This window comes from Mesorhizobium sp. P2_F8, assembly GCF_056403655.1.
On sequence record NZ_JBFUFB010000005.1, the window covers coordinates 110,163 to 133,251 of the forward strand.

19 protein-coding genes are annotated in these 23,089 nt (G+C 63.3%); 13 read left to right on the plus strand and 6 right to left on the minus strand.

The window, feature by feature from the left end; all coding sequences use genetic code 11:
- Positions 1 to 273: 273 nt before the first annotated feature.
- From AC1DZP_RS13990 to AC1DZP_RS14010, 5 genes are all read right to left on the minus strand, one after another.
- Positions 274 to 966 (minus strand): N-acyl homoserine lactonase family protein, encoded by a 693-nt coding sequence (locus AC1DZP_RS13990; RefSeq protein ID WP_477303099.1) that lies wholly within the window; start codon positions 964 to 966, stop codon positions 274 to 276.
- 104 nt (positions 967 to 1,070) lie between these two features.
- Positions 1,071 to 1,994: an NAD(P)-dependent oxidoreductase gene (locus AC1DZP_RS13995; protein WP_477303101.1), complete on the minus strand. Its 924-nt coding sequence runs from the start codon at positions 1,992 to 1,994 to the stop codon at positions 1,071 to 1,073.
- Positions 1,995 to 2,040: 46 nt separating this feature from the next.
- The gene (locus AC1DZP_RS14000) at positions 2,041 to 4,020 is read right to left on the minus strand and encodes a heterodisulfide reductase-related iron-sulfur binding cluster (RefSeq protein ID WP_477303103.1); all 1,980 of its coding nucleotides are present in this window, start codon (positions 4,018 to 4,020) and stop codon (positions 2,041 to 2,043) included.
- A gap of 1 nt (position 4,021) precedes the next feature.
- Positions 4,022 to 4,990 (minus strand): electron transfer flavoprotein subunit alpha/FixB family protein, encoded by a 969-nt coding sequence (locus AC1DZP_RS14005; protein ID WP_477303105.1) that lies wholly within the window; start codon positions 4,988 to 4,990, stop codon positions 4,022 to 4,024.
- 3 nt (positions 4,991 to 4,993) lie between these two features.
- Complete coding sequence (locus AC1DZP_RS14010; protein WP_477303107.1) at positions 4,994 to 5,758, minus strand: electron transfer flavoprotein subunit beta/FixA family protein; 765 nt, start codon at positions 5,756 to 5,758, stop codon at positions 4,994 to 4,996.
- Positions 5,759 to 6,073: 315 nt separating this feature from the next.
- Between AC1DZP_RS14010 and AC1DZP_RS14015 the strand changes: the two genes are divergently transcribed.
- The 11 genes from AC1DZP_RS14015 to AC1DZP_RS14065 all read left to right on the plus strand — a co-directional run bounded on the left by AC1DZP_RS14015 (position 6,074) and on the right by AC1DZP_RS14065 (position 18,271).
- A complete protein-coding gene (locus tag AC1DZP_RS14015; protein ID WP_477303109.1) occupies positions 6,074 to 7,285 on the plus strand; it encodes a substrate-binding domain-containing protein in 1,212 nt (403 codons plus the stop codon).
- A 74-nt stretch (positions 7,286 to 7,359) separates the two neighbouring features.
- Positions 7,360 to 8,889 (plus strand): sugar ABC transporter ATP-binding protein, encoded by a 1,530-nt coding sequence (locus tag AC1DZP_RS14020; RefSeq protein ID WP_477303111.1) that lies wholly within the window; start codon positions 7,360 to 7,362, stop codon positions 8,887 to 8,889.
- Positions 8,886 to 9,836, plus strand: a complete 951-nt coding sequence (locus AC1DZP_RS14025) for an ABC transporter permease (RefSeq protein ID WP_477303113.1) — start codon at positions 8,886 to 8,888, stop codon at positions 9,834 to 9,836. Before AC1DZP_RS14020 ends, AC1DZP_RS14025 begins: the two co-directional genes overlap by 4 nt.
- 2 nt (positions 9,837 to 9,838) lie before the next feature.
- Complete coding sequence (locus tag AC1DZP_RS14030) at positions 9,839 to 10,807, plus strand: ABC transporter permease (RefSeq protein ID WP_457152921.1); 969 nt, start codon at positions 9,839 to 9,841, stop codon at positions 10,805 to 10,807.
- Between the two features lie 36 nt (positions 10,808 to 10,843).
- The gene (locus AC1DZP_RS14035) at positions 10,844 to 12,517 is read left to right on the plus strand and encodes a GMC family oxidoreductase (protein WP_477303115.1); all 1,674 of its coding nucleotides are present in this window, start codon (positions 10,844 to 10,846) and stop codon (positions 12,515 to 12,517) included.
- Between the two features lies 1 nt (position 12,518).
- Positions 12,519 to 12,926 (plus strand): hypothetical protein, encoded by a 408-nt coding sequence (locus AC1DZP_RS14040; protein ID WP_477303117.1) that lies wholly within the window; start codon positions 12,519 to 12,521, stop codon positions 12,924 to 12,926.
- 29 nt (positions 12,927 to 12,955) lie between these two features.
- Positions 12,956 to 13,333: a carboxymuconolactone decarboxylase family protein gene (locus tag AC1DZP_RS14045; protein WP_109661499.1), complete on the plus strand. Its 378-nt coding sequence runs from the start codon at positions 12,956 to 12,958 to the stop codon at positions 13,331 to 13,333.
- Positions 13,330 to 14,829 carry an aldehyde dehydrogenase gene (locus AC1DZP_RS14050; RefSeq protein ID WP_477303119.1) on the plus strand — a complete coding sequence of 500 codons (1,500 nt, stop codon included), beginning with the start codon at positions 13,330 to 13,332 and terminating at the stop codon, positions 14,827 to 14,829. Before AC1DZP_RS14045 ends, AC1DZP_RS14050 begins: the two co-directional genes overlap by 4 nt.
- A gap of 24 nt (positions 14,830 to 14,853) precedes the next feature.
- Positions 14,854 to 16,356, plus strand: coding sequence for an aldehyde dehydrogenase family protein (locus AC1DZP_RS14055; RefSeq protein WP_477303121.1), 1,503 nt, complete (start codon positions 14,854 to 14,856; stop codon positions 16,354 to 16,356).
- A 12-nt stretch (positions 16,357 to 16,368) separates the two neighbouring features.
- Entirely contained in the window at positions 16,369 to 17,283 is a 915-nt protein-coding gene (locus tag AC1DZP_RS14060; RefSeq protein WP_477225454.1) for an SMP-30/gluconolactonase/LRE family protein, read from the plus strand.
- 58 nt (positions 17,284 to 17,341) lie between these two features.
- Positions 17,342 to 18,271, plus strand: a complete 930-nt coding sequence (locus AC1DZP_RS14065; protein ID WP_477225455.1) for a LysR family transcriptional regulator — start codon at positions 17,342 to 17,344, stop codon at positions 18,269 to 18,271.
- Between the two features lie 495 nt (positions 18,272 to 18,766).
- Here the strand turns inward: AC1DZP_RS14065 and AC1DZP_RS14070 are convergent, their stop codons facing one another.
- Complete coding sequence (locus tag AC1DZP_RS14070; RefSeq protein ID WP_477303123.1) at positions 18,767 to 19,903, minus strand: NAD(P)/FAD-dependent oxidoreductase; 1,137 nt, start codon at positions 19,901 to 19,903, stop codon at positions 18,767 to 18,769.
- Between the two features lie 111 nt (positions 19,904 to 20,014).
- Here AC1DZP_RS14070 and AC1DZP_RS14075 point away from each other — a divergent pair, with 111 nt between their 5' ends.
- Together AC1DZP_RS14075 and AC1DZP_RS14080 are read left to right on the plus strand one after the other, a co-directional pair.
- The gene (locus AC1DZP_RS14075; protein WP_477225457.1) at positions 20,015 to 20,920 is read left to right on the plus strand and encodes a LysR family transcriptional regulator; all 906 of its coding nucleotides are present in this window, start codon (positions 20,015 to 20,017) and stop codon (positions 20,918 to 20,920) included.
- Positions 20,921 to 21,009: 89 nt separating this feature from the next.
- Positions 21,010 to 23,088 carry a hydantoinase/oxoprolinase family protein gene (locus AC1DZP_RS14080; protein WP_477303124.1) on the plus strand — a complete coding sequence of 693 codons (2,079 nt, stop codon included), beginning with the start codon at positions 21,010 to 21,012 and terminating at the stop codon, positions 23,086 to 23,088.
- The last annotated feature ends 1 nt before the right edge of the window (position 23,089 follow it).

Here is a 23,089-nt window from a genome sequence, read left to right on the forward strand (position 1 = left end):
ATCAATTGGATTGTGTTCGAAAACGATTTCGAGGCCTGCCGCGAAGTTGATCTTTGAGTCGTTCCGGATCACTGGACTGGACATGTGGTATGTCCCGACTTGCCCCAAAGTTGACCTGCGCCAGCCGCAAGAGGGCGGCAGCTTTGCGCCTCATGTCGGCCGTTCAGGCAATCCGCACTATCCTCAAGAAGCGGACGTCGATTGTTTCAACGTGAGGACAAGTTTCGAAAGCTGCCGGACGTGCCCCCCGAGACCCCTGCGGCACCAACATGTTCAGTGCTGCGGGCGGCTCAGCGTAACAATGCCTTCGACGTCCTGGCGGGTACGCGCGAAGCGCTTGAGCACCAGAGGGTCGTGCCCGGGGACGATGTGAGCGGGGGAACTGGCGAGTTGTTTCATACGCTCGACCCCGAAGATCACATCGCTCAGCCGGTCAAAGACGGGAAAAGGTTTTTCGCGTTCCATGTTGGCGTAGAAATGGGCTGCGTCCGACGCGATCACGACCGCGCCGTTGTCGGTTTCCACCCGCACCACCTGCAATCCGCGCGAGTGGCCGCCAACCTTGTGGAGCGTTATGCCGGGCGCGATCTGCGACTCGGGGTCGTGGAAGCAGACCTTTCCGGCAAAGACGCGCCGCACCATGGTGGTGACGTCTTCGGCCTCGAAGGGATGGCGCATGGCATGGTGGCACATGCAGCGGCCGGTCGCGAACTCCATCTCCGCATCCTGCAGGTGAAAGGTCGCGTTCGGGAATAGATGATGGTTCCCGCAATGGTCGTAATGCATGTGGGAGATGATGACGTCGCTGACGTCGGCGTGGTTGATGCCGATTGCCGCTAGGCCTTCATCGACGGGCCTGACGACACTGCGTCCGCGTTTGTCGCCGGTCGGCTTGTCGAAGCCGGTGTCGACGATGAAGGTGCGTTTCTCCCCAACGATCGCCCAGACGAAGTAGTCCAGCGGCATGGGAACATCATGCGTGTCGCCGCCCAGGAAATTCTCGCCCGAGCGGCGCTTGAAATGGCCGTAGCGAACGGCATGGATTTCATAGCGTCCGGGGTCACCCATGATCAGCTCGCTTTGGCGACATCTGTGGTCTGGGCCGAGCCGACCTCCACATGAGCCCATGTCTCGACCGTCTTGACCATACAGGTAAAATCGGAATCAGGCCCGTAGAGCTGGTTCGTCACGCTGAGTAACTGGCGCACGGCACTGCCCACCACCATCGGTACGCCCATCGCCTCCGCCTCATCCACGCACAAGCGTACATCCTTGAAGGACAGGCCTGTGGCGAAACCGAAATCGAAGGTGCGCGGCAGGACGGATTTCGGGAACTTGTCTTCGGTGGCGCTGTTGCGGCCACTCGAGGCGTTGATGACGTCGATCATCACCTTGGGGTCGAGGCCTGCCTTGACGCCCATCACGACCGCTTCGGAGGAGATCGCAAGTGCCGCCGCCGCAAGCAGATTGTTGGCAAGCTTCATGGTCTGGGCGGAGCCCTGAACCTCGCCCATGAAGAATATCCGCCCGAAATTCTCGATCACCGGCCTTGCCGTTTCGAAGGCAGCCTTCGGCCCCGACACCATAACGGCGAGGGTGCCGTTGCGCGCTCCCTTCAATCCTCCGCTGACGGGCGCGTCGATCATGGCGATATTCTTGGCAGAAAGGCCTTCGGCAACCTTGGCGGCCGTGCGCGGACCCGTCGTCGAGATGTCGATGAAGATGCGAACCGCCTTGCCCTCGGCGATACCGCCTTCGCCGAGCACCACCTTTTCCAGGATCTGCGGGCTGGGCAGACTGGCAAAGACGATCTCCGCATTGTCGGCAACATCGCGCGCACCGGCGGCGGCTTTCGCGCCCGCATTGGTCAACTCCGCAACGGCTTTGCCGTCGACGTCGTAGACAGTCACTTCGTATCCGGCCTTGATGAGACGGGTCGCCATCGGCGTGCCCATTTTTCCGATGCCAACAAAGCCGATTTTCAGGGTCGACATGATCGCTCTCTCCTCTTTCGGGGCCTATTGCCCATGGTGCTTGGTCTCAATCTCTGGGATCGCATTCCGTCAGGTCGTTTCCACCGTGGGCATTTTCGAGCGCCTGGCCTGTTCGCGGCACGAGAAGTTCCGCTATGTCCACGACCTTTAATCTGTCGGCCACGCCGAGCGCATCGATCGCGGCGGTGTACATCACCTTGTCCTTCGGGCAGGCGACGACGAAATAGGCGATGTCGCCCAGGCTCAGCGCTTCACGGATGCGGTTCTCGCTCGGCCGCTCGGTCACGCCGTCGTCGCCTTGCCAGATGCGGCCGCCGCCGGCGCCGCAGCAGAAGGAATTCTCGCGGCAGCGCGGCATGTCATGAAGCGTATAGCCGGCGGCGCGGATCAGCTCGCGCGGCGCATCGAAGCCGCCATTGTAGCGCCCAAGATAGCAGGGATCGTGATAGGTGACCCTGGCGCCGTCGACGACATGCAGGTCGAGTTTTCCTGCCGCGATGAGTTCCGCCAGCAGCGCCGTATAGTGCAACACCTCGAACGCCGCGCCGAAATGCTGATAGTCGTTCTTCAGCGCATTCAGGCTATGCGGATCGGTGGTCATGATCCGGTTGAAGCGACACGCCTTGATCTCATCGATGTTGGACTGAGCGAGCGTCTCGAACAGACCTTCTTCGCCGGCACGCCGCACATCATTGCCGCTGTTGCGCTCGGCATCGAAGAGAATGCCGAAGTCGACACCGGCCGCGGTCAGCAGTTCTGCAACCTTGCGGGTGATTTCCTGAATGCGCGGATCGTAGGACGCGTAGTCTCCTACGAACCACAGAACGTCGACGGGTTCCTCGCGCGCGTCCTTGACCGGAAAGCCGAGCTCCCGGGTCCAGCGCGCCCGCATCTTGGAAGGCTTGCCCATGGAATTGCCGAGACGGGTCAGGTTCGATAGCGCCTCCTGCAGACCGGGGCTGACATGGCCTTCGTCGACCAGATGACGGCGCATGTCGATGATCTTGGGCAGATGTTCGATCTCGACCGGGCATGCCTCCATGCAGGCACGGCAGGTGGTGCAGGCCCACAGCGTCTCCTCGGAAATCACCCCGCCGACCAGCAGGGCCGCCGATGATCCTGCGGCAAGCGCGTCGCGCATGTCGGTGATCAGCAATTTCGGGCTGAGCGGCAGACCGGCCGCATAGGCTGGGCAGACCGCCTGGCAACGGCCGCATTCGGTGCAGGACAGAAGGTCGAGCTGCTGCTTCCAGTCGAACTGCCCCAGGCTGTCGATGCCTGGAGTCTCACGCGCTTCCGGGACCGCGGGCGCCAGGCCGCGCGGTTCGAGGCTGCGGAAGTAGATGTTGGGCGCGGCAAGGAACATGTGCCGGTGCTTCGAACCGGGGATATAGACAAGGAATGCCAGAATGGCGCCGATGTGAACCCAGTAGAACAGCTCTTCGCCCGCATGCGCCGACATGCCGGCACGATCGAGCAGTCCTGCCAGCGCTGACGCGACCGGCCGCCACGAGCCGTCGGCGCCACCGACTATGCGCGCGGCCGCCTCAAGCAGCAGAGACGCCACGATCAGGACGATCAACACATAGATGATTGCCGCATCACTGCCGCTCGAGCCGTCGAAACGGGCAGGCCGCAGCACGTAACGCTGATAGAGTGCAAGTCCGACGCCGACCAGCATCAGCACCGAAAAGATATCCTGCAGAGCGGCAATCCAGGTTTCGCCACCGATGGGCGCAAGTGAGAACCCGGGAAACAGCCGCGAGCCGAAGGCATCGATCGTGGCGGTGAACAGCACGAAGAACGAAATGAAGATGATTGCGTGAAGCACGCCGGAAAGCGGCTTGCGGACCATTTTCCGGTGCATGCCGATGGCGACCATCACGCCCTGGAGACGCAGCATCGGGCGGTCGAAGCGGGCCGCTGCCGGTGCATTGGCAAGAGCAACCGCGTAACGGCGCGAGCGCCAGACCGTCAACGCGAGTGCTGTGATGACCAGGATCCAGAGTGGCAGGGTCGATGCCATCTCAACGGCCAGAGCCGGCCCGCAGCCTGTCGCTCAGATTGGCGACGAGATCGAACAGGTCACAGGTCGCGCCGTAATGCGCGACATTGAAAATGGGTGCCTTCGGATCGGTGTTGACTGCAATGATAAGGTCGGCCTGCGACATGCCTTCGAGATGTTCGGGCGCACCGGACACGCCGAGCGCCAGATAAAGCTTCGGCTTGACCTTCTGGCCGGATTTGCCGACTTGGCGCAGCTTTGGCAGCCAGCCATTGTCGACGACCGGACGGCTGCCGGCGATCTCCGCCCCCAGCATCGTCGCCAGATCGCGCGCAAGGTCAATGCTTGCTTCGTCGCCGATGCCTCGGCCCACGCACACGATCCTCTCGGCCGTCGTCAGATCGACGTCGGCATAGTCGGGCACGTCGATGGCCACCATCTTCACCTTGCCGCCGGCGAGCACGGGTTCGGCATCGATCGTGCGCACCCTCGCCGTATCGATCGGACCAGGTGCTGCCTCCGCAAAGGCGCCCGGATTGATCATCAGGATTGCCGGCAGCCGCACCGCGCATTCAGCGAGGATCTTGCCGCCATACATGTGCGCGACGACCGTCAGGCTTTCGCCGTCCCGCTTGATTTCATTGACATAGGAGATGAGCGGCCAGCCGGTTCGCGCCGCGATGTCGGCTGCCACGTCCAGTCCGTTTGCCGAATAGGGAACCAGGACCAGGCCAGGGCTCTCGGCGGTGATGACATCGCGCAGAAGCAGCGCGTAGGTCTCGGCGGGAATAACATCCGATTTTGTGGCCCGGGCCACTATCAGGCGATCGGCGGCACCGAAGGAAGCGGATGCGCCTTGTACGTCACCGCCGGCGAAAAAGGCGACGACCTCGTCGCCGGCCTGGGCGAGCGAACGCGCCGCCGCGATCATTTCGAGGGAGAAGGCTTCGATCTTGCTGGAGTGGCCTTCCGTACAGGCAATCAATTTCATGACTTAGTTCCTTGCCAGGCCTTTGGCTGCCAGGATGGTGACCAGACGATCCGCTACTGTCTCGGCATTGCCGCCCAGGTTCTCGCCAGAGCCGCCCTGGACCGGCAGGCGCAATGTGATGATCTCGGCGGAACGCTCGAAGCCTGACGATTCTGGAGTGGCGCGGCCGATCGGCGTCTTGGACGCCTCGCGAAGCTTGCTGCCGGAAACGTAGCGCGGCGCCTTCGACGCCGTCTGCACGCCCAGCACCGCCGGCGTGGCCAACTCATAGGTGACGGCGACACCCGCGCCGCGCTCTTGCGTGACCCGAAGCACGGCGCCGTTCGCAACGATACGGTTGGTTCCCGACACATGCGGCCAGTCGAGCAGCGCGCCGACATAGGGCGCGAGCTGGCCAAAGACATCCTCGCTCGATTGAACGCCGCACAGAACCAGGTCGGCCGACTTCGCTCGCGCCATCGCAGCGATGGACGCCGCGATCTCGCGTGAGGAGATCATGGCGTCCTCCTCGGACTGCAGCGCCACGGCTTCGTCGGCACCGCGCGCGGCAGCCATCTGCAGGACACGGTTGGCGCCTTCGCCAACGGCCACCGCTGTCACCTTCGCACCGCTGGCTTCCTTGAGCAGGATTGCTTCCTCAAGGGCATGATCGTCGAAATCGTTGAGCTGGAAATCGAGCCACTCCCGATCGATGCTGCGCCCGTCCTCGGCGAGTTGCAGCTCGCCCGCGGAATCCGGGATCATGCGTAAGACAACAAGAATATTCACGGCCTCTCCTCCGACGGAACGCACCTCAAGCGCCCGGCACCGGCAGCTAGATAAGTCGTATTCTTCACCGCTCCCAATGGCGAAAAAGGTAATAGCAGCTATTACAAGACGGCAGATTGACGATCGTGGGTAATCGACTGCTAATTTGCGTCAAATCGCTTTCAATCGAATTTTCCTGAATTGGAGGGTATCAGGAAGATGGCCGTGCGATTTGCCCGGGATATAAACATCTATTCTTTGTTTATACTGTCCCGCGCGTGAGAGTTTCTGAGGAGAATTTCAGGCGCTCTGTCGAGCGTTCAGGAGGAGGAACCAATGTCAATAAAGAGCATCCTAGACCACAAGATATCACGCAAAAGCTTCATCAGGGGTATGCCGGCCGCCGCCGCGGCGATCGCCGCCGTGCCGGGGCTCCAGCTTGCACAGGCCACCCCGGTCGCCGCGGCTGAAGCCGAAGCCAAGCCCGGCTACTATGGTGCGCCACGCACCTGGATGTGGAACCCCAATGCCAACAGCATGGTCGACACGTCGAAGTGGAAGAAGGCGGGTCCCTATACGATCGGCTTTTCCAATGCGTCGATTTCCAATGCCTGGCGCGTCGCCTTCCAGCATGGCGTCCTCTGGTCGGCCGGCCAGCATCGCGACGAGATTGCCCATCTTCTCGTCACCGACGCCAACGACGATCCCTCCAAGCAGATTGCCGACATCCAGGATCTGATCAGCCAGGGCGTCGATATTCTCCTCATTGCGGCCTCTACCGAGGACGCGCTCGATTCCGTCGTCGGCCGCGCCACGGAACAGGGCATTCCCGTCGTCATGGTCGATCGCAAGGTGAAGACGCCGGCAAACTACATCACCTACGTCACGGCATCCGATTGGGCGCTGGGCCGTCTCGAGGCACAGTGGCTGTGCGAGACGCTGGGCGGCAAGGGCAACATCGTCATGCTGCCAGGCATCGCCGGATCCAGCGTCGCGGAAATCCGCATCAAGGCGAACGAGGAAGTGTTCTCCAAGTTCCCCGGCATCAAGGTGCTGGAAAAGCAGTATTGCGACTGGAATCCGGCCACCGGCAAATCGGTAATGGCCGCGCTGATCCAGAAGCACGGCAAGGCCATCGACGGCGTGCTGTCCGACAGTGCGCTGCAGGGCTATGGCGCGATCGAGGCGTTCCTCGACGCCGGCTACAAGGACGGCGAATTTCCGCCGATCACCGGCGGCGACGTTGCGCGGATGTATCAGCTGGCTAACCAGCACAACATCAAGATGGTCGGTATCGACTATCCGACGTCGATGGGCATCACCGGCATCGAAACGGCGCTCGATGTGCTCAAGGGCATTTCGGTTCCCGACAAGGTCGAGGTCAGCTTCCAGGTGGTGACGTCGCCTGGCGCCGATACGGTGTCCGTCAAGGGCGACCGGCATCTGCTCGACCATGTCAGCATGAGTGACCCGGGTGACCTGTCGCCAAGCAACGGACTGCCGGCGGGATACAACCCCAGCACGTTCAATCCCGACTATCCGAAGTGAGCCTCCCAGCTCAACCGGGTGTGCGTCCACGGACGCGCACCCGGGTGTGATTTGATTGTTTTGAGCGTCGGATAATGTCCATTTCTGTTATCGAACTCAGCCAGATCGAGAAGGAGTATCCCGGCGTAAAACCCCTGGACAAGGTCGATTTCGCCGTACAGCCAGGCGAGATTCACGCCCTTCTCGGTGAGAATGGCGCTGGCAAGTCGACCCTTATCCGCGTCATGGGCGGGGCCGTGAAGCCGAATTCCGGCGCCATCACCTATCTCGGCAAGCGGGTCTCCTGGCAATCGCCAAAGGCCGCGCGCGCCGCCGGCATCCATGTCATTCATCAGGAACTTGCGCTTTTTCCCGAACTGTCGGTGGCCGAAAACATTCTGATCGACGCACAACCTCGCGGCCGGTTTGGGCTCATCTCCAATCGCGCCCGCCACGCCCGCGCCGCGGAAATCCTCGCCCAGCTCGGGGTTAGCATTCCCACGCACGCAAGGATCGACGAACTGCCGCTTGCCGACCAGCAGATGGTCGAGATTGCAAAAGCGCTGGTCGGCAAGGCCAGGCTGCTCATCCTGGACGAACCGACCGCTGTCATTGCCGGCCATGAGGTCGACCTTTTGTTCGAAAACATGCGCAGGCTGCGCAACGAGGGCGTCGGCATCGTCTATGTCTCGCATCGGCTCGAGGAAATTTTCGAGATCGCCGACCGGGTAACAATCCTGAAGGACGGCCAGGTCGTCGGCATGAGCCCGGTGGGCGAGATCAGCCGCGAAGAGATGATCACCAAGATGGTTGGCCGCAGCCTCGGCCAGATCTATCCGGCGCGGCGCGCGGCGCCGGCGGATGGGCCGGACATCCTCAGCGTTCGCAACCTGCGGGCCGGTCCGCGCGTACGCGACGTCAGCCTGAGCGTGAAGGCCGGAGAGATCGTCGGCGTGGCCGGCATGGTCGGCTCGGGGCGCACGGAAGTCGCGGAGGCCATTTTCGGCGCGCGCGCCGTCGAAGGCGGGGTGATCGAGTTCGACGGCAAGCCGTTCCCAAAGAGAGTGCCGAAGGATGCCATCGCCGGCGGCCTCGGTTTTCTGACCGAGAACCGCAAGGACGAGGGCCTCTTTCTTGGACTTCCGATTTCCGCCAACATCATGGCGCCGGACCTCCAGGGCATCACGAAATATGGCCTGATCGACCGCTCGCGGGAGCGTGCGCTGGCCGAGCGCCAGATCCACGATTTCTCGGTCGCAACACCTTCGCCTGATGTGAAGGTCGGCAATCTGTCTGGCGGCAACCAGCAGAAGGTGCTGTTCAGTCGCTGGTCCAGGATCGCCAATCGGCTGCTCATCCTCGACGAGCCGACACGCGGCGTCGATATCGGCGCCAAGGTCGAGATCTACCGCATCGTCCGGCGTCTGGCGGATTCGGGCGTCGGCGTCCTGATGATCAGTTCCGAACTGCCAGAAATCGTTGGTCTGTCCGACAGGGTCTTCGTGATGGCCCAGGGCCGCGTCGTGGGCGAAGTCGAAGGCGACGCTCTCGGCGAGGAGGTAATCATGGATCTCGCGGTAAGATCGATCGAGCGTCACAAGGCGCCAGCGGAGGAGATCGCATGAGCGCCATCGCCATGGATATTCGCCGCAACCGGCTGATGATGTCGTACCTGATCGTTGCGGTGCTGCTGGTCGTGCTGGCTGTTGCCGGCGGTTTCCTGTCCGACCGCTTCCTCACTTGGCGCAATGTCGGCAATCTGTTCCAGCAGCTTATCGTGCTGGGCATGGTCAGCCTCGGCCAGACCTTCGTCGTGCTGATGGGCGGCATCGACCTGGCGATCGGCTCGCTGGTGAGCGCGCTGACGGTCTTCCTGGCGAACTTCCTCGAATGGCGGCCGGACCTGGTCTGGCTGGCGCTGCCGCTCGCCCTGGTGGCCGCGACCGCTGTGGGGGCGCTCAACGGGCTGCTGACGGTTGTGCTGCGCGTCCATTCGCTGATCGTGACGCTCGGCATGTCTTCTGTCATTTTCGGCGGCACGCTGATGTATCGCAAGGAGCCCGGCGGTTCGGTGCCGCGCGCCTTCGCCGACGTCGCCTATGCCAAGGTCGCCGGCATTCCGGTCAGCGCCATCATCCTCGTAGCCATTTTCGCCCTGGCCGGCCTCTGGCTACAGCGGACCCGTTCGGGCCGCAGCATCTATTTCGTCGGCGGTGATCGGGAAGCGGCAAGGCTGAACGGCCTGCCCGTCGACCGCATCGTCGTGCTTGCTTACGCGCTGTCCGGCCTGTGCGCCGGCATCGCGGCGATTTTCCTCACCGCCCGCACCGGTGTTGGCGATCCGCGCATCGGTGCTGCGCTGACACTTCAATCGGTGACGCCTGTCGTGGTCGGCGGCACCATACTGGCCGGCGGCAGGGGCGGCGTGCTTGGCACGTTCCTCGGCGTACTGCTGGTCACCATGCTCAACAATCTGCTGAATTTCGTGAACGTCTCGTCCTACTATCAGTGGGTCATCCAGGGTCTCATCATCATCATCGCGGTCGGCATCCACACTTCGAGGCGGAGATAACGATGGCGCCTCTCGACACTCCGATGCCGCGCTCACGAGGCCTGTCGCTCGCGACCATCTTCGAACGCTATGGGCTGGTGATCTTCCTGGCGGTGCTGATGGCGGTCGCTGCGGCGGCGTCGCCGACCTTCCTGCGGCCGGCCAACCTGGTCAATGTGCTGACCATCGCGGCACCGCTCGGCATGGTCGTGATCGGCCAGACATTCGTGATCCTGGTGCGCGGGCTGGACCTGTCGGTGGCGTCCCTGATGGCCACGGTCGCGGTGCTGGCGACCGCCTTCAAGGCCACCACCAACGACGCCATTCCGCTGATCTTCCTCGCGGCGATCGTCTTCTCGGCCATTGTCGGCTTCCTGAACGGATGGCTGGTGGCCAGGCGCAACGTCAGTCCGTTCCTGGCGACGCTGGCGATGATGATCATCCTGCAGGGTATCCGCTTCGCCTACACCGGCGGTGCGCCGATCAGCACCTTGCCGCCTGGCATGGGCTTTCTGGCCTCCGGGCGCATTCTTGGCGTTCCCGTCAACCTGATGACGCTGGCGGTGCTGGCGATTGCTTTTGGCATCGTGCTGCATCGCTCGCGCCTCGGACGCGAGATATTCATGGTCGGAACCAACCCCAAGGCCGCGTTCCTCAACGGCGTCGCGCCTGATCGCGTGATCATCCTGTGCTACGTGATCTGTTCGGTCTGCGCGGGAATAGGCGGGCTGTTCCTGCTCGGCTATGTCGGCACCGTTTCAAACTGGGTCGGCCAGGGCTACGAACTGGACTCCATCGTCGCCGCCGTCATGGGCGGTGTCGCGCTGACCGGGGGGCGCGGCAACATCTTTGCGGCGCTGCTTGGCGTGGCCGTGCTGATGGTGATCAACAATCTCGTGCTGCTGCTAGGATTTCCGATCGAGATGCAGCTCATCATCAAGGGCATCATCATCATCGGCGCGGCGGCGTTTTACCGGACGCGCCTCGTCTGACACGATGTTGCCATTGGACCGCAAGGGAGGAAGAAAATGACCGTTGAAGTTCTGGCGGATCGCAGTGCACGGGCAAGGCGCGACGAGGAAGTCGATGTCGCGATTGTCGGCGCCGGTCCATCCGGCTCGGTCGCAGCCCTCCATCTGGCGCGCGCCGGCATTTCCGTCGTCGTGCTCGAGCAGGGCGAATGGCCGGACTATGCCGACTATACGGGTGCCCGTCCGGAGCACGAGCTTGTCAGCACCAAGCTCTGGCATCCCAATCCCAACGTCCGCGACAATCCCAACGACTATCCCGTCGACACCTCGACGACGGACATCAACCCGCTGATGTATGCCGGCGTCGGTGGCAGCGCGACGCTCTACGGCGCGCAATGGATGCATTTCCTGCCGTCCGACTTCCGCGTGCGCTCGATGGATGGCGTGGCCGAGGACTGGCCGTTCACCTATGAAGACCTGTTGCCCTACCAGCTCGAGATCGAGCGCGAAGTGGGCGTGTCTGGCCTTGCCGGCGATCCGGCCTATCCGCCGCGCGGCGCCTATCCCTTTCCGGCGCTCCCCATGGGCTCCGTCGGCCAGCGCGGTGCGCTGGGTATGGAGAAGATGGGCTGGCACTGGTGGCCCGGCAGCAACGCCATCCCGTCGGAGAAGTTCGGCGAACTCAATCCCTGCGTGCGCCGCGGAACCTGTCTGACGGGCTGTCCGGAGGGCGCGAAATCGACGACCGACCGGTCGCATTGGCCACTGGCCCTGAAGGCCGGCGCGCGGCTCGTCACCCGTGCCCGTGTCAAGGAGATCGAGACCAACGACCAGGGACTGGCGACCGGCGTCGTCTATGTCGACGCGAACGGGCGCGACCGGCGCCAGCGCGCCAAGGTGGTGATCCTGTGCGCCAACGGCGTCGGCACGCCCCGGCTGCTGCTGATGTCGGGAGGGGCCGGGAACCCGGACGGCCTTGCCAACTCTTCGGGCATGGTCGGCAAGCGGCTGATGATGCATCCCTTTGCAAGCGTACTCGCCTCCTACCAGGATCCGCTGGATTCCTGGCGCGGTCCCTTCGGCCAACAGGTCTATTCGCTGGAATTCTACGAGAGCGACGAAAGCCGCGGCTTCGTACGCGGCTCGAAATGGAACTGCATGCCGTCGGGCGGACCGGTCGGCGTATCCGGGGCGACCGGTTCCAAGGTCTATGTCGCCGAAAGCGGCCGGTTCCAGGATTTCTGGGGCGCCAACCTCCATGAAAATGTAGCCCGCCGCTTCGGCCACTCGCTGATCTGGGGCATCGTCGGCGAAGATCTTCCGGAGGAAAGCAACCAGGTGGTGCTGTCGAAGGATCTGGTGGATTCCGATGGCTTGCCGGCGCCGCAGATCGTCTACAAGGTCAACGAGAACTCCAACCGGCTGCTCAAGTTCAACATCGACCGCTGCCTGGAATCGGTGCGCGCCGCCGGCGCCATCGAGACGCTGGTTTCGACGCCGGTGCGTGAATCCGGTTGGCATCTCATCGGCACCACCGTCATGGGCGGCGACCCCAAGCGCTCGGTCGTCGACCAGTGGGGCGCCTGCCACGACGCGCCGAACCTCTACGTCATGGACGCCTCGACCTTCCCGACCTCGGGCGCCACCAATCCGACAGCGACCATCATGGCCGTGGCGCTGCGCAACACGCGCCGCATGATCGCCGAGCGCCGCAACCAGAAGGTGGCCTGACATGTCGAATGAGAACGCCTTCCTTGCACTCGCGGACTTCCTGATCCCCACGCACGGCAAGATGCCGAAGTTCAGCGACGTCTGCGGTTACGCCGATGTCGAGAAGTCCCTGGATTTTCGGATTGATCTGAAGCCGGGCTTTGCGCGCGGCGTCGCGGTCGATCCGGCCTCCGGCGCCGAAGCTCGTCTGGAAAGCCTCAACAAGGAGGATGGCGAAGCCTTCTCGGCGATCACAACCATTGCCATCGCCACCTACTATATGAGCCCGCGCGTGCGCGAGCTGATCGGCTATCCCGGCCAGGAGAACGTCCCCTACGATTCCAAGGCGACGCAGATCTATCTGACCGACGGCTCGCTCGGCCAGGTGGTCGCGCGCGGCCGCAAATATCGGCCGACCCCCGGCCTTTGATCTCCCAAGCAACTGGAAAGGACCATCCAATGGGCAAAGACGTGTTCGACAAGGGTTTTGAAATCCGCAAATCGGTTCTGGGTGCCGAATTCGTCGAGAAATCCTTCGCCAGCGCCGACGATTTCAATCGCCCGCTGCAGGAACTCGTGACGGAATATTGCTGGGGCGCCGTCTGGGGCCGTGACACGCTCGACAAGAAGACCCGCAGCATGCTGAACCTCGCCATGCTTTCCGCGCTCAATCGTCCGCACGAACTGAAGATGCATGTGAAAGGCGCGCTGACCAACGGTGTGACCAAAGACGAAATCCGCGAAGTCCTTCTACAGGTCGTGATCTATGCGGGCGTGCCCGCGGGCGTCGATTCTTTCCGGGTGGCGCGCGAAGCCATGCAGGAAGTCGGAGCATGACAACCCGTCCGCCGCTGGCCACGGAAAAGCTCTCGATGCTGATCGGCGGCCGCTCGGCCGCCGCGCAGTCGGGTGACTATTTCGAATCCTTCGATCCCTTCACCGGCAAGGCCTGGGCTCTCGTTCCGCGCGCCGGCGTAGCCGATGTCGATGCGGCCGTTCAGGCAGCCGCCGCCGCGTTCCGCGGCGAGTGGCGGACGATGACCCCAACCGCGCGTGGGCAGATCATGACGCGCTTTGCCGACCTCGTGGCGGAGGAGGCCGAAAACCTGGCCGTTCTCGAAACCCGCGACAACGGCAAGCTGATCAATGAAATGCGGATGCAGTGCAAATACATTCCGCAATGGTTCCGCTTCTTTGGCGGCCTTGCCGACAAGATCGAAGGGCGTGTGATCCCGATCGACAAGCCGGGGGTGTTCAATTACACGCGCCGCGAGCCGCTCGGGGTTGTGGCCGCGATTACGCCGTGGAACTCGCCCTTGATGCTGGCGACGTGGAAGCTTGCCCCGGCGCTCGCTGCCGGCAACACGATCGTCTGGAAGCCGTCGGAATTTTCCTCGGTGTCGGCATTGTTCTTCGGCCGGCTTTTCGAGAAGGCGGGCTTTCCCAACGGCGTCGTCAACATCGTCACCGGCTTCGGCCATGAAATCGGCGACCGCCTCGTCACGCATGCCGATGTCGCGAAAGTGGCGTTCACCGGTGGCGATGCAACCGGCCGCCGCGTCTATCAGGCTGCCGCTGGCGGGCTTAAGAAGGTGACGCTCGAACTCGGCGGTAAATCCGCCAACATCGTTTTCGCCGACGCCAAGATGGATGCCGCCATCCCTGGCCTCGTTTCCGGTATCTTCGCCGCGACGGGGCAGACCTGCATCGCCGGCTCGCGCGCGCTTGTGCAGCGCTCCGTCTACGACCAGGTGACGGAGAAGCTGGTCGCCTTCGCAAAGACCGCGAGGATTGGCGATCCGCTCGATCCCGAGACCCAGGTCGGTCCGATCACCACCCTGCCGCAGCGCGCGAAAGTGCTCGACTACATTGGCATCGCCAACGGTGAAGGCGCCGCGCAATTGCTCGGCGGCAAGATACCCGAGGACAAATCGATTGCCGACGGCTGGTTCGTGGAGCCGACGATCTTCGGTAACGTGAAGCAGTCCATGCGCATCGCCCAGGAAGAGGTCTTCGGACCTGTTCTGTCGGTCATTCCGTTCGACGACGAGGACGAGGCGGTGGCCATCGCCAATGACACCATCTACGGACTTGCGGCCGGTCTTTGGACGCAGGACCTCGGCCGCGCAATCCGCCTGCCCGAGCGGCTCGAAGCCGGTAGCGTCTGGGTCAACATGTACCGCGCCACCAGCTATCTCTCGCCTTTTGGCGGCTACAAGCAGTCGGGCATCGGTCGGGAGAACGGCCAGACCGCTATCTACGAATATCTTCAGGAAAAGAGCATCTGGATTGATGCCGGGAACTCCATTCCCGCGCCGTTCGTCCAGCGCTGATCGAAGAGACCCTTCGGAGGAATCATGAACATACGTTTCGATGCCGTGCCGCCGCTCGCTCCGAAGGTGGCGGCGTTCGTCGGCGGCAGGCACGCGATGCTGATCGGCAGCGCATGGCTTTCTGCGGCCTCCGGGCAGTCGCTCGACGTCATCGATCCCTCGAACGGCCGGGCCATCGCGAGGGTGCCAGCCGGCGATGACGCCGATGTCGATCTGGCGGTCAAGGCCGCGCGGACGGCGATCGACGGTCCCTGGTCAAAAATGGTGCCGGCCGAGCGCGCCAGGCTGATCTGGAAACTTGCTGATCTGATTGACGCCAATGTCGATATGCTGGCAACGCTCAATTCTTATGAGAGCGGCAAGCCAATCGGCGATTCCCGCAATGGCGAGGTGCCGTTCACGGCCGAGACGTTCCGCTACTATGCGGGATGGGCCACCAAGATCAACGGCGAGACGATGACCATCAACGCGCCGGGTGACTGGCATGCCTACACCCGCCGCGAGCCGGTCGGCGTCGTCGGCCAGATCATCCCGTGGAACTTCCCACTCAGCATGCTCGCCTGGAAGGTGGCGCCGGCACTGGCGGCCGGCTGCACCATCGTGCTCAAGCCGGCCGAGCAGACGCCGCTCGGTGCGCTCTACTTCGGTAAGCTGGTCCAGGACGCCGGTTTTCCGGAAGGCGTGGTCAACATTCTGACCGGCTTTGGCGAAACGGTGGGTGCGGCTATGTCGGCCCATCCCGACATCGACAAGGTTGCTTTCACTGGCTCGACCGAAGTCGGCCGGCTGATCGCACGCGCCGCGACCGGCAACCTCAAGAAGGTCAGCCTGGAGCTTGGCGGCAAGGCGCCAACCATCGTGCTCGGGGACGCCGACATCGACATGGCGGTGGCGGGCGCCTCGAGCGCGGCATTCTTCAATGCCGGCCAGAGCTGCGGCGCGGGAACGCGGTTCTTCGTCCACAAGAAGATCTACGACAAGGTCATGTCCGGCATTGCCGAGCGTGCCGAAAAGCTGAAGCTCGGCGCCGGGCTTGATCCCTCAACCGAGCTCGGCCCCGTCGTCTCTCAGCAGCAGATGGAACGCATCACCAGGTTGATCTCGGAAGGCAGGAGCGACGGTGCCGAAATCGTCACCGGTGGCGCGCGTGCCGGCGACGTCGGCTATTTCGTCGAGCCGACGGTCATCTCCAGGACGCGGCCGGACATGTCGGTGATCCGCGAGGAGATATTCGGGCCGGTGGCCTGCGCGATGCCGTTCGACGACGAGGATCTGGACCAACTTGCCAGGGATGCCAACGACACCGAGTATGGCCTGGCTGCATCGATCTGGACCAACAATCTGGGCGCCGCGCATCGGCTGGCCGCGAAAATCAAATCCGGCACGGTCTGGGTCAACTGCCACAACTTCAACGACGTCACCATGCCGTTCGGTGGTTTCAAGCAATCGGGGTGGGGGCGCGAACTTGGCGAACAGGCGCTGCAGCTCTACACCGAGACCAAAACCGTCGCGATCCGGTTGCCATAGGCGAGGCGGTCAATGTCCTGCTACGAGACGATCGACACACGGTTTGGGGAGCTGATCGATCCGGTCGCATTCCTCGAAACCGTCCATACGGGAAATCGCTGGGCGGAGGGACCGGTCTATTTCGCCGACCTTCGCTCGCTGATCTGGAGCGATATTCCCAACGACCGCATGCTGCGATGGGACGAGGAGACGGGAGCGGTTTCGCTTTTCCGCGGCCATGTCTCCAACCCGAACGGCAATACACGCGACCGAAACGGAAGGCTGATCACCTGCATGCAGGGGGAGCGTCGCGTCGTGCGCACGGAATGGAACGGCACGATCACCCTTCTGGCCGATTCTTTCGATGGCAAGCCGTTGAACTCGCCGAACGATGTGGTCGTGAAGTCCGACGGCAGCATCTGGTTCACCGATCCCAATTACGGGATCATTTCGGATTATGTCGGGCGCAAGGGCCTGCAGGAGCAACCGGGCTGCCGCGTCTACAGGATCGATCCCAGCTCGGGAGTAGTCACCGTTGTTGCCGATGATTTCTCTATGCCGAACGGGCTAGCCTTCTCGCCCGACGAGAAGCACCTTTACATTTCGGACTCCGGCTTCCTCACAGACCGCACCGCCCCGCATCACGTCAGGCAGTTTGACGTTGACGGTGACAAGTTGGTAAATTCCCGCGTCTTCGCCGACATATCGCCTGGCATTCCGGATGGCTTTCGCGTTGACGTTGCGGGCAATCTCTGGATCAGCGCGTGGGATGGCGTACAGTGCCATACGCCCCAAGGTGAGCTCATCGGGAAAATTCAGGTGCCGGAAATGGTTGCGAACCTGACCTTTGGTGGACCGCGCAACAATAGGCTGTTCATCACAGCGACAACGTCGGTCTATGCCGTTTTCCTAAATGTCCGGGGCCAGCAGTACCCGTTCGGCACGTGACACGGACACCACTGAGTCAGCCTGGAAGCTCTGTAGCAGTGGATGGTTAGGGCGAAAGTTGGACACGAAACAGCTACAGGTATTCATCGCCGTCGGTGCGGCTGGCAGCTTCTCGAAGGCCGCGCTCGACCTCAACGTCACCCAGCCGATGGTCACGCGCCATATTCGCGGGCTTGAGGAGGAACTCGGCGTCGAGCTGTTCTATCGCAACGGCCGCGGCGTCGTGCTGACCGAGGCGGGCGTGCTTCTGAAGGCCCATGCCGACGAGATCGTCGAGCGGATGCGGCTGGCGCAGAATGCAGTATCGAACCTCAAATCCTCGCCGAAGGGGAGGTTGGTGCTGGCCGTGCCGCCCTCGGTTGGCACCGTGCTGACCGTGCCCTTGGTCAAGAAGATCAAGAACGAGTTTCCCAATGTCGCGCTGCAGGTGATCGAAGGCTTCAGCGGCCATATCCTGGAATGGCTGATCGCCGGTCGCATCGATGCCGCCGTGCTCTACAATTCGCCGAACCATCCTTCCGTGCTGACCGAACCGCTGGCCGATGACGAGCTGTTTCTGATCGGGCCGGTCTTGTCCGAGCGCGCGCTGCCGCGCGGGCCGGTCGGCCTCAACATCTTCGCCGAGCTGCCGATGATCCTGCCCAGCCGCCCGCACGGACTGCGGCGGCTTATCGATAACACCTTGGCGGAGCATGGCATCTATCCGCGTGTAGAGATGGAGCTGGAGGCAATGCCTTCAACCTTGCTTCTGGTCGAGGAGGGAACTGGCTATACGGTTCTGCCCTACGCTTCCGTCCACCTCCTTGTGGAGGCTGGCCGCATCGAGGTCTGGCCATTCGACCCGCCGATTACCCGACAGCTGATCCTCGCGACCTCCTCGCAGCGACCGATGTCCTCGAACTTTCGCCCGCTCTTCCGCACGGTTCGCACCGAGCTGCGCGACATCATATCGACACACATCTGGAAACCGACAAGCCATATCGAATAGCTGCACGAGCAGGATAGTGTGCAATTCGGCTGCCTGCTGCCAACCAATAGCTCCCGATGGAAAGAATTTGATGCGGAACACGATGCTGGGCTTCGCGGCACTTGCCCTGGCCGCGTGCCAATCGGCTCCTGTGGAGCCGCGACCCGCCGCTGTCGAACCTCCTTCAGGTCCCGTTGCCTGACTACGAGGGGATTCAGGCACAGCGCAACCGCGACTGGAAACCGACTTTCGGACGATAGACGAAGCGGGCCTTTAGAGCCGGCAGACCAAGGACTTCAGTCTTACAATGGTAGTTGTGACGACTATTCTGGCCGCGCTGCGTTCCCCTTTAGCCCTTGCGGCATCGCCATTTCCTGATTAAGCGGCAACATCCAAAAAGAGGTACAGTTAGCAGCCAAAAGCATCAGCAGGGGGCCGGCGCTCGCGCGGGAAAGTGGCAGCACGATCGCAAAGGACAAGTCTGATCACAACGCGGTGCGAGCCCGTCTGTGCTCTTTAGGCTGCTGCTGCTCTTAAGGCTGCGCGGGCGAAGCGATCGACCCTGAAGTCGTCGAGCGGCGTTTCGCAATGGTCGGTGGTGATGAGTTCGGCCATGGCGTCGCCCACGCCCGGGCCGAGCTGGAAGCCGTGTCCGCAGAAGCCGAAGGCGTGGAACAGGCCTGGCGTCGTCGCCGAGCGTCCCATGACCGGCAGCATGTCCCGCACATAGCCCTCGCAGCCGGACCATGTACGGATGATCGCGACTTGCGCGATTGCCGGCAGCAGCCGCGCGACGGCGCGCAACTGCATCGGCAGGCGCATGGGGTCGGCGTTCGCATGGCCCGGATCCAGGTTAACCGCCACCCTTTCGGCGGCGCCACCGAAGACGATGTTGCCCCGCTCGACCTGACGCAGATAGGCGCCATGGTGCTTATCGCGCGTCCAGATGCCCACCACCGGTAGAATCTGATGTGGCACGGGCTCGGTAACGCCCATCTGCGGGCCGCGGGCGTCGAGCGGGACCTCTTCGCCGAACTGCGCGGCGATGCGCGCGCCCCAAGCTCCGGCGGTGTTGAGCACGCAGCCGGCGGCGAATGTACCTTTTGAACTGGCTACAAGGAAACCGGAGCCCGTGCTGGTGATCTTCCCGACTTCGGCTCCCTCGACGATTTCCGCGCCCAGCTTGCGGGCAGCCTCGGCAAAGGCAGGTGCGATCAGCCGCGGATTGCCGCTGCCATCTTGCGGAGAGAACGACGCCGCGATCGCTTCGAGACCGAGGCCGGGAAAGCGGGCATGGATCTCGCGCGGGCCGAGTTCCTCTAGCTCAAGGCCCCAGGGGCGCGCCGCCTCGGCATAGGTCCGCATGTCAGCGAGCCCGCCTTCATCGAAGATCAGCCGGATATGACCGGTGGCGCGGAATTCCACGTCGCGGCCAAGCATTCTTTCGGCCTCGCCCCACAGCCTGAGCGAACGGTGGGCCAATGGAAGCTGGGAGAGATGGCGCCCGGTCCGCCGGATGTTGCCGAAGGAGGCGACGGTTGCACCGGTGCCGATCCGATTGCGCTCGACCAGCTTCACGCGTGCCCCGCGCCTGGCGAGGAAATAGGCCGAAGCCGTCCCCATCAGTCCGCCGCCCAGCACGATCACATCCATAGTTATTCCTTGAGCAGATGATCCTTTGAAGACGCCGATCTTGTCCGCGCCACGGCGTTGCGTCAAAGATGCGTTTGGACAAGAGCCATAAGCTTTACCTATGGAGTGGCAATGCGGGCCCGGCAGCTCGAAGTGTTCATCGCCGTCATGCGCGCGGGCACCGTGACCGCCGCGGCGCGGATGCTGAACATCTCCCAGCCTGCGCTCAGCCAGATCCTGCTCCACACCGAGGACGAACTCGGCTTCACGCTGTTCGAGCGGGTGAAGGGCCGGCTACGGCCGACCCCTGAGGCGCTGGAGATCTTCGTCGATGCCGAGAGGCTGTCGGCAGGGCTCGAGGGCTTGCGCCGCAAGACCACCGACCTGCGTCTGGGCCGAACTGGGCTAGTCCGGGTCGCGGCTTCGCCACCGCCGGCCATGGCGATATTGCCGCTCGCGTTCACCGGATTCCGGGCGCAGCATCCCGATATTTTGCTACGTTCCCATATGGCGCCGATCGCCGCGATCATCGACATGCTGCGCGCCGGCGATGCCAGCCTCGGCGTGGCCATGGACGATCGTCTGCCTCCCGATATCGAGGCGGAAGTGATCGGCAGCGTCGGATTCGCATGCCTTTTGCCCATAGGGCATGCGTTGGCCAGGAAAACCGATCTGCGGCTCGCCGATCTCGCCGGCGAGGAATTGATATCCTATCGCGGAAACACCCGTCCTGCCGACGAACTGGCCCATGCGGCCCGCGCGCAGGGTGTGGCGCTTTCGCCGTCGCTCGAGATCGACGTGTCCATCTCCGCGGTCGGCTTCGTCCAGGCCGGTCTGGGTATCGGCCTCGTCGACGCGCTGCTGCCCTGGCACCAGTTTGCCGGGCTTGCCGTCAGGCCGCTCGCTGCGGGGCCGGAATTTCCGATCGCGCTGCTGACCTCGCGCACTCGGCCACTTTCGCGGGCCGATGAGATGATGCGCGAGCAAATCCGTGCTGCCTGTTCGGTGGTCCTCGGCGAACATCGCGCCAAAGCATAAGCAAGACTTATATCCTTGCCTCTCATCCATCTTGGACCCTGACCGTCCGCTCGTGCCAGTTTTGGTCGGCAGACAGGAAGGGACGCATCATGGACGGTGCCATCGCGGCAAATGGGGCGCGGAAAGAGGCCGACTGGAAGGTCGGCGTCGATATCGGCGGGACATTCATCGATTTCTGCGCGCTCGAAGCCCGTTCCGGTCGGGTCGCCTCGCTGAAAGTGCTGACGACGCCGGAAGATCCGGGCGCCGAGCTGATGACGGGCCTCACCCTTCTGGCCGAACGCGAAGGCTTTGATCCTGGGCGCATGACGCGCTTCGTGCACGGCACGACGGTCGGCATCAACACGATCATCCAGCGCAAGGGCGCGCCGCTGGCGCTGTTCACCAATGCCGGCTTCGAGGACGTCATCGAACTCGCACGGCTGCGAATGCCGGACATGTATTCGCTGTTCTGCGCGCGGCCGGACCCGCTGATCTCGCGCGACATGGTGTTCGGCATTCCGGTCCGCATGCGTGCCGATGGAAGCGAATCCCAGGCACCGGACATGGCGGCGGTGGCCAACGCGGTGGCACTGGCGAAAGCGAACGGGGCGCAAGGGATCATCGTGTCCTTCCTCCATTCGTGGCGCAACGCCGCGCAGGAAACCTCGGTGAAGGCGGCGATCGCGCTTCTTGCGCCCGACCTCTTCGTCTTCTCCTCGGCCGAGGTGTGGCCGGTCATCCGCGAATACGAGCGCAGCTCGACCGCCATCCTTAATGGCTATGTCCATCCGCGCGTCTCGTCCTATCTGACGGCGCTGGAAGAGAGACTGAAGGACCGCGGCGTGCCGGCCCGCCCGATGCTGACGAAGTCGAACGGAGGGTTGATGAACGCTGCTGAAGGCAAGCGCGCTTGCGTGAACATGCTGCTCTCGGGGACGGCCTCCGGCGTCATCGGCGCCTCGTGGCTGGCGCGTCAGGCCGGAGAGGACAAGGTCCTTACCCTCGACATTGGCGGGACCTCGGCCGACTTCGCGCTTATCATCGGCGGCGAGGCGCAGTTCGGGACAGGCGAATTGATCGGCGAGTTTCCGCTCCATATCCCCTCCGTGTCGGTGAGCTCGATCGGCGTCGGCGGCGGGTCGATCGCCAGTGTCGACGCACAGGGGGTGCTGCGGGTCGGGCCGGAGTCGGCCGGTTCGACGCCAGGACCGGCATGCTATGGCCGTGGCGGCGAGCGGCCGACGGTGACGGACGCCATGGTGGTGTGTGGATGGCTTGGTCACAGCGAGATGGCCTATGGCCAGCTCAGGATCGATATCCAACTGGCGCATCGCGCAATCGGCGAACTTGCCGCCCGCCTCGGCCGTCCAGTCGAGCAGACCGCGCAGGCGATCCTCGACATCGCGGTGTCGGAGATGTTCGTCGAGGTCGAGAAGCTCGCCTCGCGCGCCGGTGTGGACTTGCGCGATTTCACGCTGATGCCTTTCGGCGGCGGCGGCCCCATGCTCGGCGCCTTCCTTGCCCGCGAACTCGGGATGAAGCGTGTCATGGCCCCGCGCCGCCCCGGCGTGGTGTCGGCGCTGGGCGGGCTCGTGGCGGACGTGCGCGGGGACTTCATTCGCACCATCTTCAGCCTGCTGTCGGGCATGTCGCTTGCGGGAATTCGCGATGCCTTCGAGGCCCTCGCGCAAGAGGGTCGCGACTGGCTCGCGGCGCAGGGGCACGATGGGGCGGCGGAACTCAGTCTCTCCTGCGATATGCGCTATGTTGGGCAGAGTTATGAGATCGAGGTCGTCGTTCTGCAGGAGTGGCTGACGGGTGGCAACGCGGGTGCCATCGAGGAGGCCTTCCATCGCACCCATGAGCGGCTCTACGATTTCCACGACCCGGATGGCGAAATCGAACTTGTGAACGTCCGGCTGTCCGCAGTGGGCGCGGGGCCGAAACTCCACTTCCCGGTGGTCGACGTGATCGACGCCCCGGCCATTCCGGCGCGCCGTCTCCCGGTCTACACGGGCGCGAGCGTAGAGACCGTCGACCTCCACGACCGGCAGGCCCTCGTGCCGGGCAGCACGTTCCATGGGCCTGCCGTGGTCGTTCAGGAAGACACCACCTTTGCCATTCCCGCGGGAGCGCAGGCACGGGTCGACCGTCACCTCAATCTTCTGCTGACCTTCCCGGAGTAAG

Excerpts from the sequence above, each read along its gene's own strand:
- AC1DZP_RS13990 (WP_477303099.1), bottom strand. The coding sequence starts at position 966 with ATGCCGCTGGACTACTTCGTCTGGGCGATCGTTGGGGAGAAACGCACC.
- AC1DZP_RS13995 (WP_477303101.1), bottom strand. The coding sequence starts at position 1,994 with ATGTCGACCCTGAAAATCGGCTTTGTTGGCATCGGAAAAATGGGCACG.
- AC1DZP_RS14000 (WP_477303103.1), bottom strand. The coding sequence starts at position 4,020 with ATGGCATCGACCCTGCCACTCTGGATCCTGGTCATCACAGCACTCGCG.
- AC1DZP_RS14005 (WP_477303105.1), bottom strand. The coding sequence starts at position 4,990 with ATGAAATTGATTGCCTGTACGGAAGGCCACTCCAGCAAGATCGAAGCC.
- AC1DZP_RS14015 (WP_477303109.1), top strand. The coding sequence starts at position 6,074 with ATGTCAATAAAGAGCATCCTAGACCACAAGATATCACGCAAAAGCTTC.
- AC1DZP_RS14020 (WP_477303111.1), top strand. The coding sequence starts at position 7,360 with ATGTCCATTTCTGTTATCGAACTCAGCCAGATCGAGAAGGAGTATCCC.
- AC1DZP_RS14025 (WP_477303113.1), top strand. The coding sequence starts at position 8,886 with ATGAGCGCCATCGCCATGGATATTCGCCGCAACCGGCTGATGATGTCG.
- AC1DZP_RS14030 (WP_457152921.1), top strand. The coding sequence starts at position 9,839 with ATGGCGCCTCTCGACACTCCGATGCCGCGCTCACGAGGCCTGTCGCTC.
- AC1DZP_RS14035 (WP_477303115.1), top strand. The coding sequence starts at position 10,844 with ATGACCGTTGAAGTTCTGGCGGATCGCAGTGCACGGGCAAGGCGCGAC.
- AC1DZP_RS14040 (WP_477303117.1), top strand. The coding sequence starts at position 12,519 with ATGTCGAATGAGAACGCCTTCCTTGCACTCGCGGACTTCCTGATCCCC.
- AC1DZP_RS14045 (WP_109661499.1), top strand. The coding sequence starts at position 12,956 with ATGGGCAAAGACGTGTTCGACAAGGGTTTTGAAATCCGCAAATCGGTT.
- AC1DZP_RS14050 (WP_477303119.1), top strand. The coding sequence starts at position 13,330 with ATGACAACCCGTCCGCCGCTGGCCACGGAAAAGCTCTCGATGCTGATC.
- AC1DZP_RS14055 (WP_477303121.1), top strand. The coding sequence starts at position 14,854 with ATGAACATACGTTTCGATGCCGTGCCGCCGCTCGCTCCGAAGGTGGCG.
- AC1DZP_RS14060 (WP_477225454.1), top strand. The coding sequence starts at position 16,369 with ATGTCCTGCTACGAGACGATCGACACACGGTTTGGGGAGCTGATCGAT.
- AC1DZP_RS14070 (WP_477303123.1), bottom strand. The coding sequence starts at position 19,903 with ATGGATGTGATCGTGCTGGGCGGCGGACTGATGGGGACGGCTTCGGCC.
- AC1DZP_RS14075 (WP_477225457.1), top strand. The coding sequence starts at position 20,015 with ATGCGGGCCCGGCAGCTCGAAGTGTTCATCGCCGTCATGCGCGCGGGC.
- AC1DZP_RS14080 (WP_477303124.1), top strand. The coding sequence starts at position 21,010 with ATGGACGGTGCCATCGCGGCAAATGGGGCGCGGAAAGAGGCCGACTGG.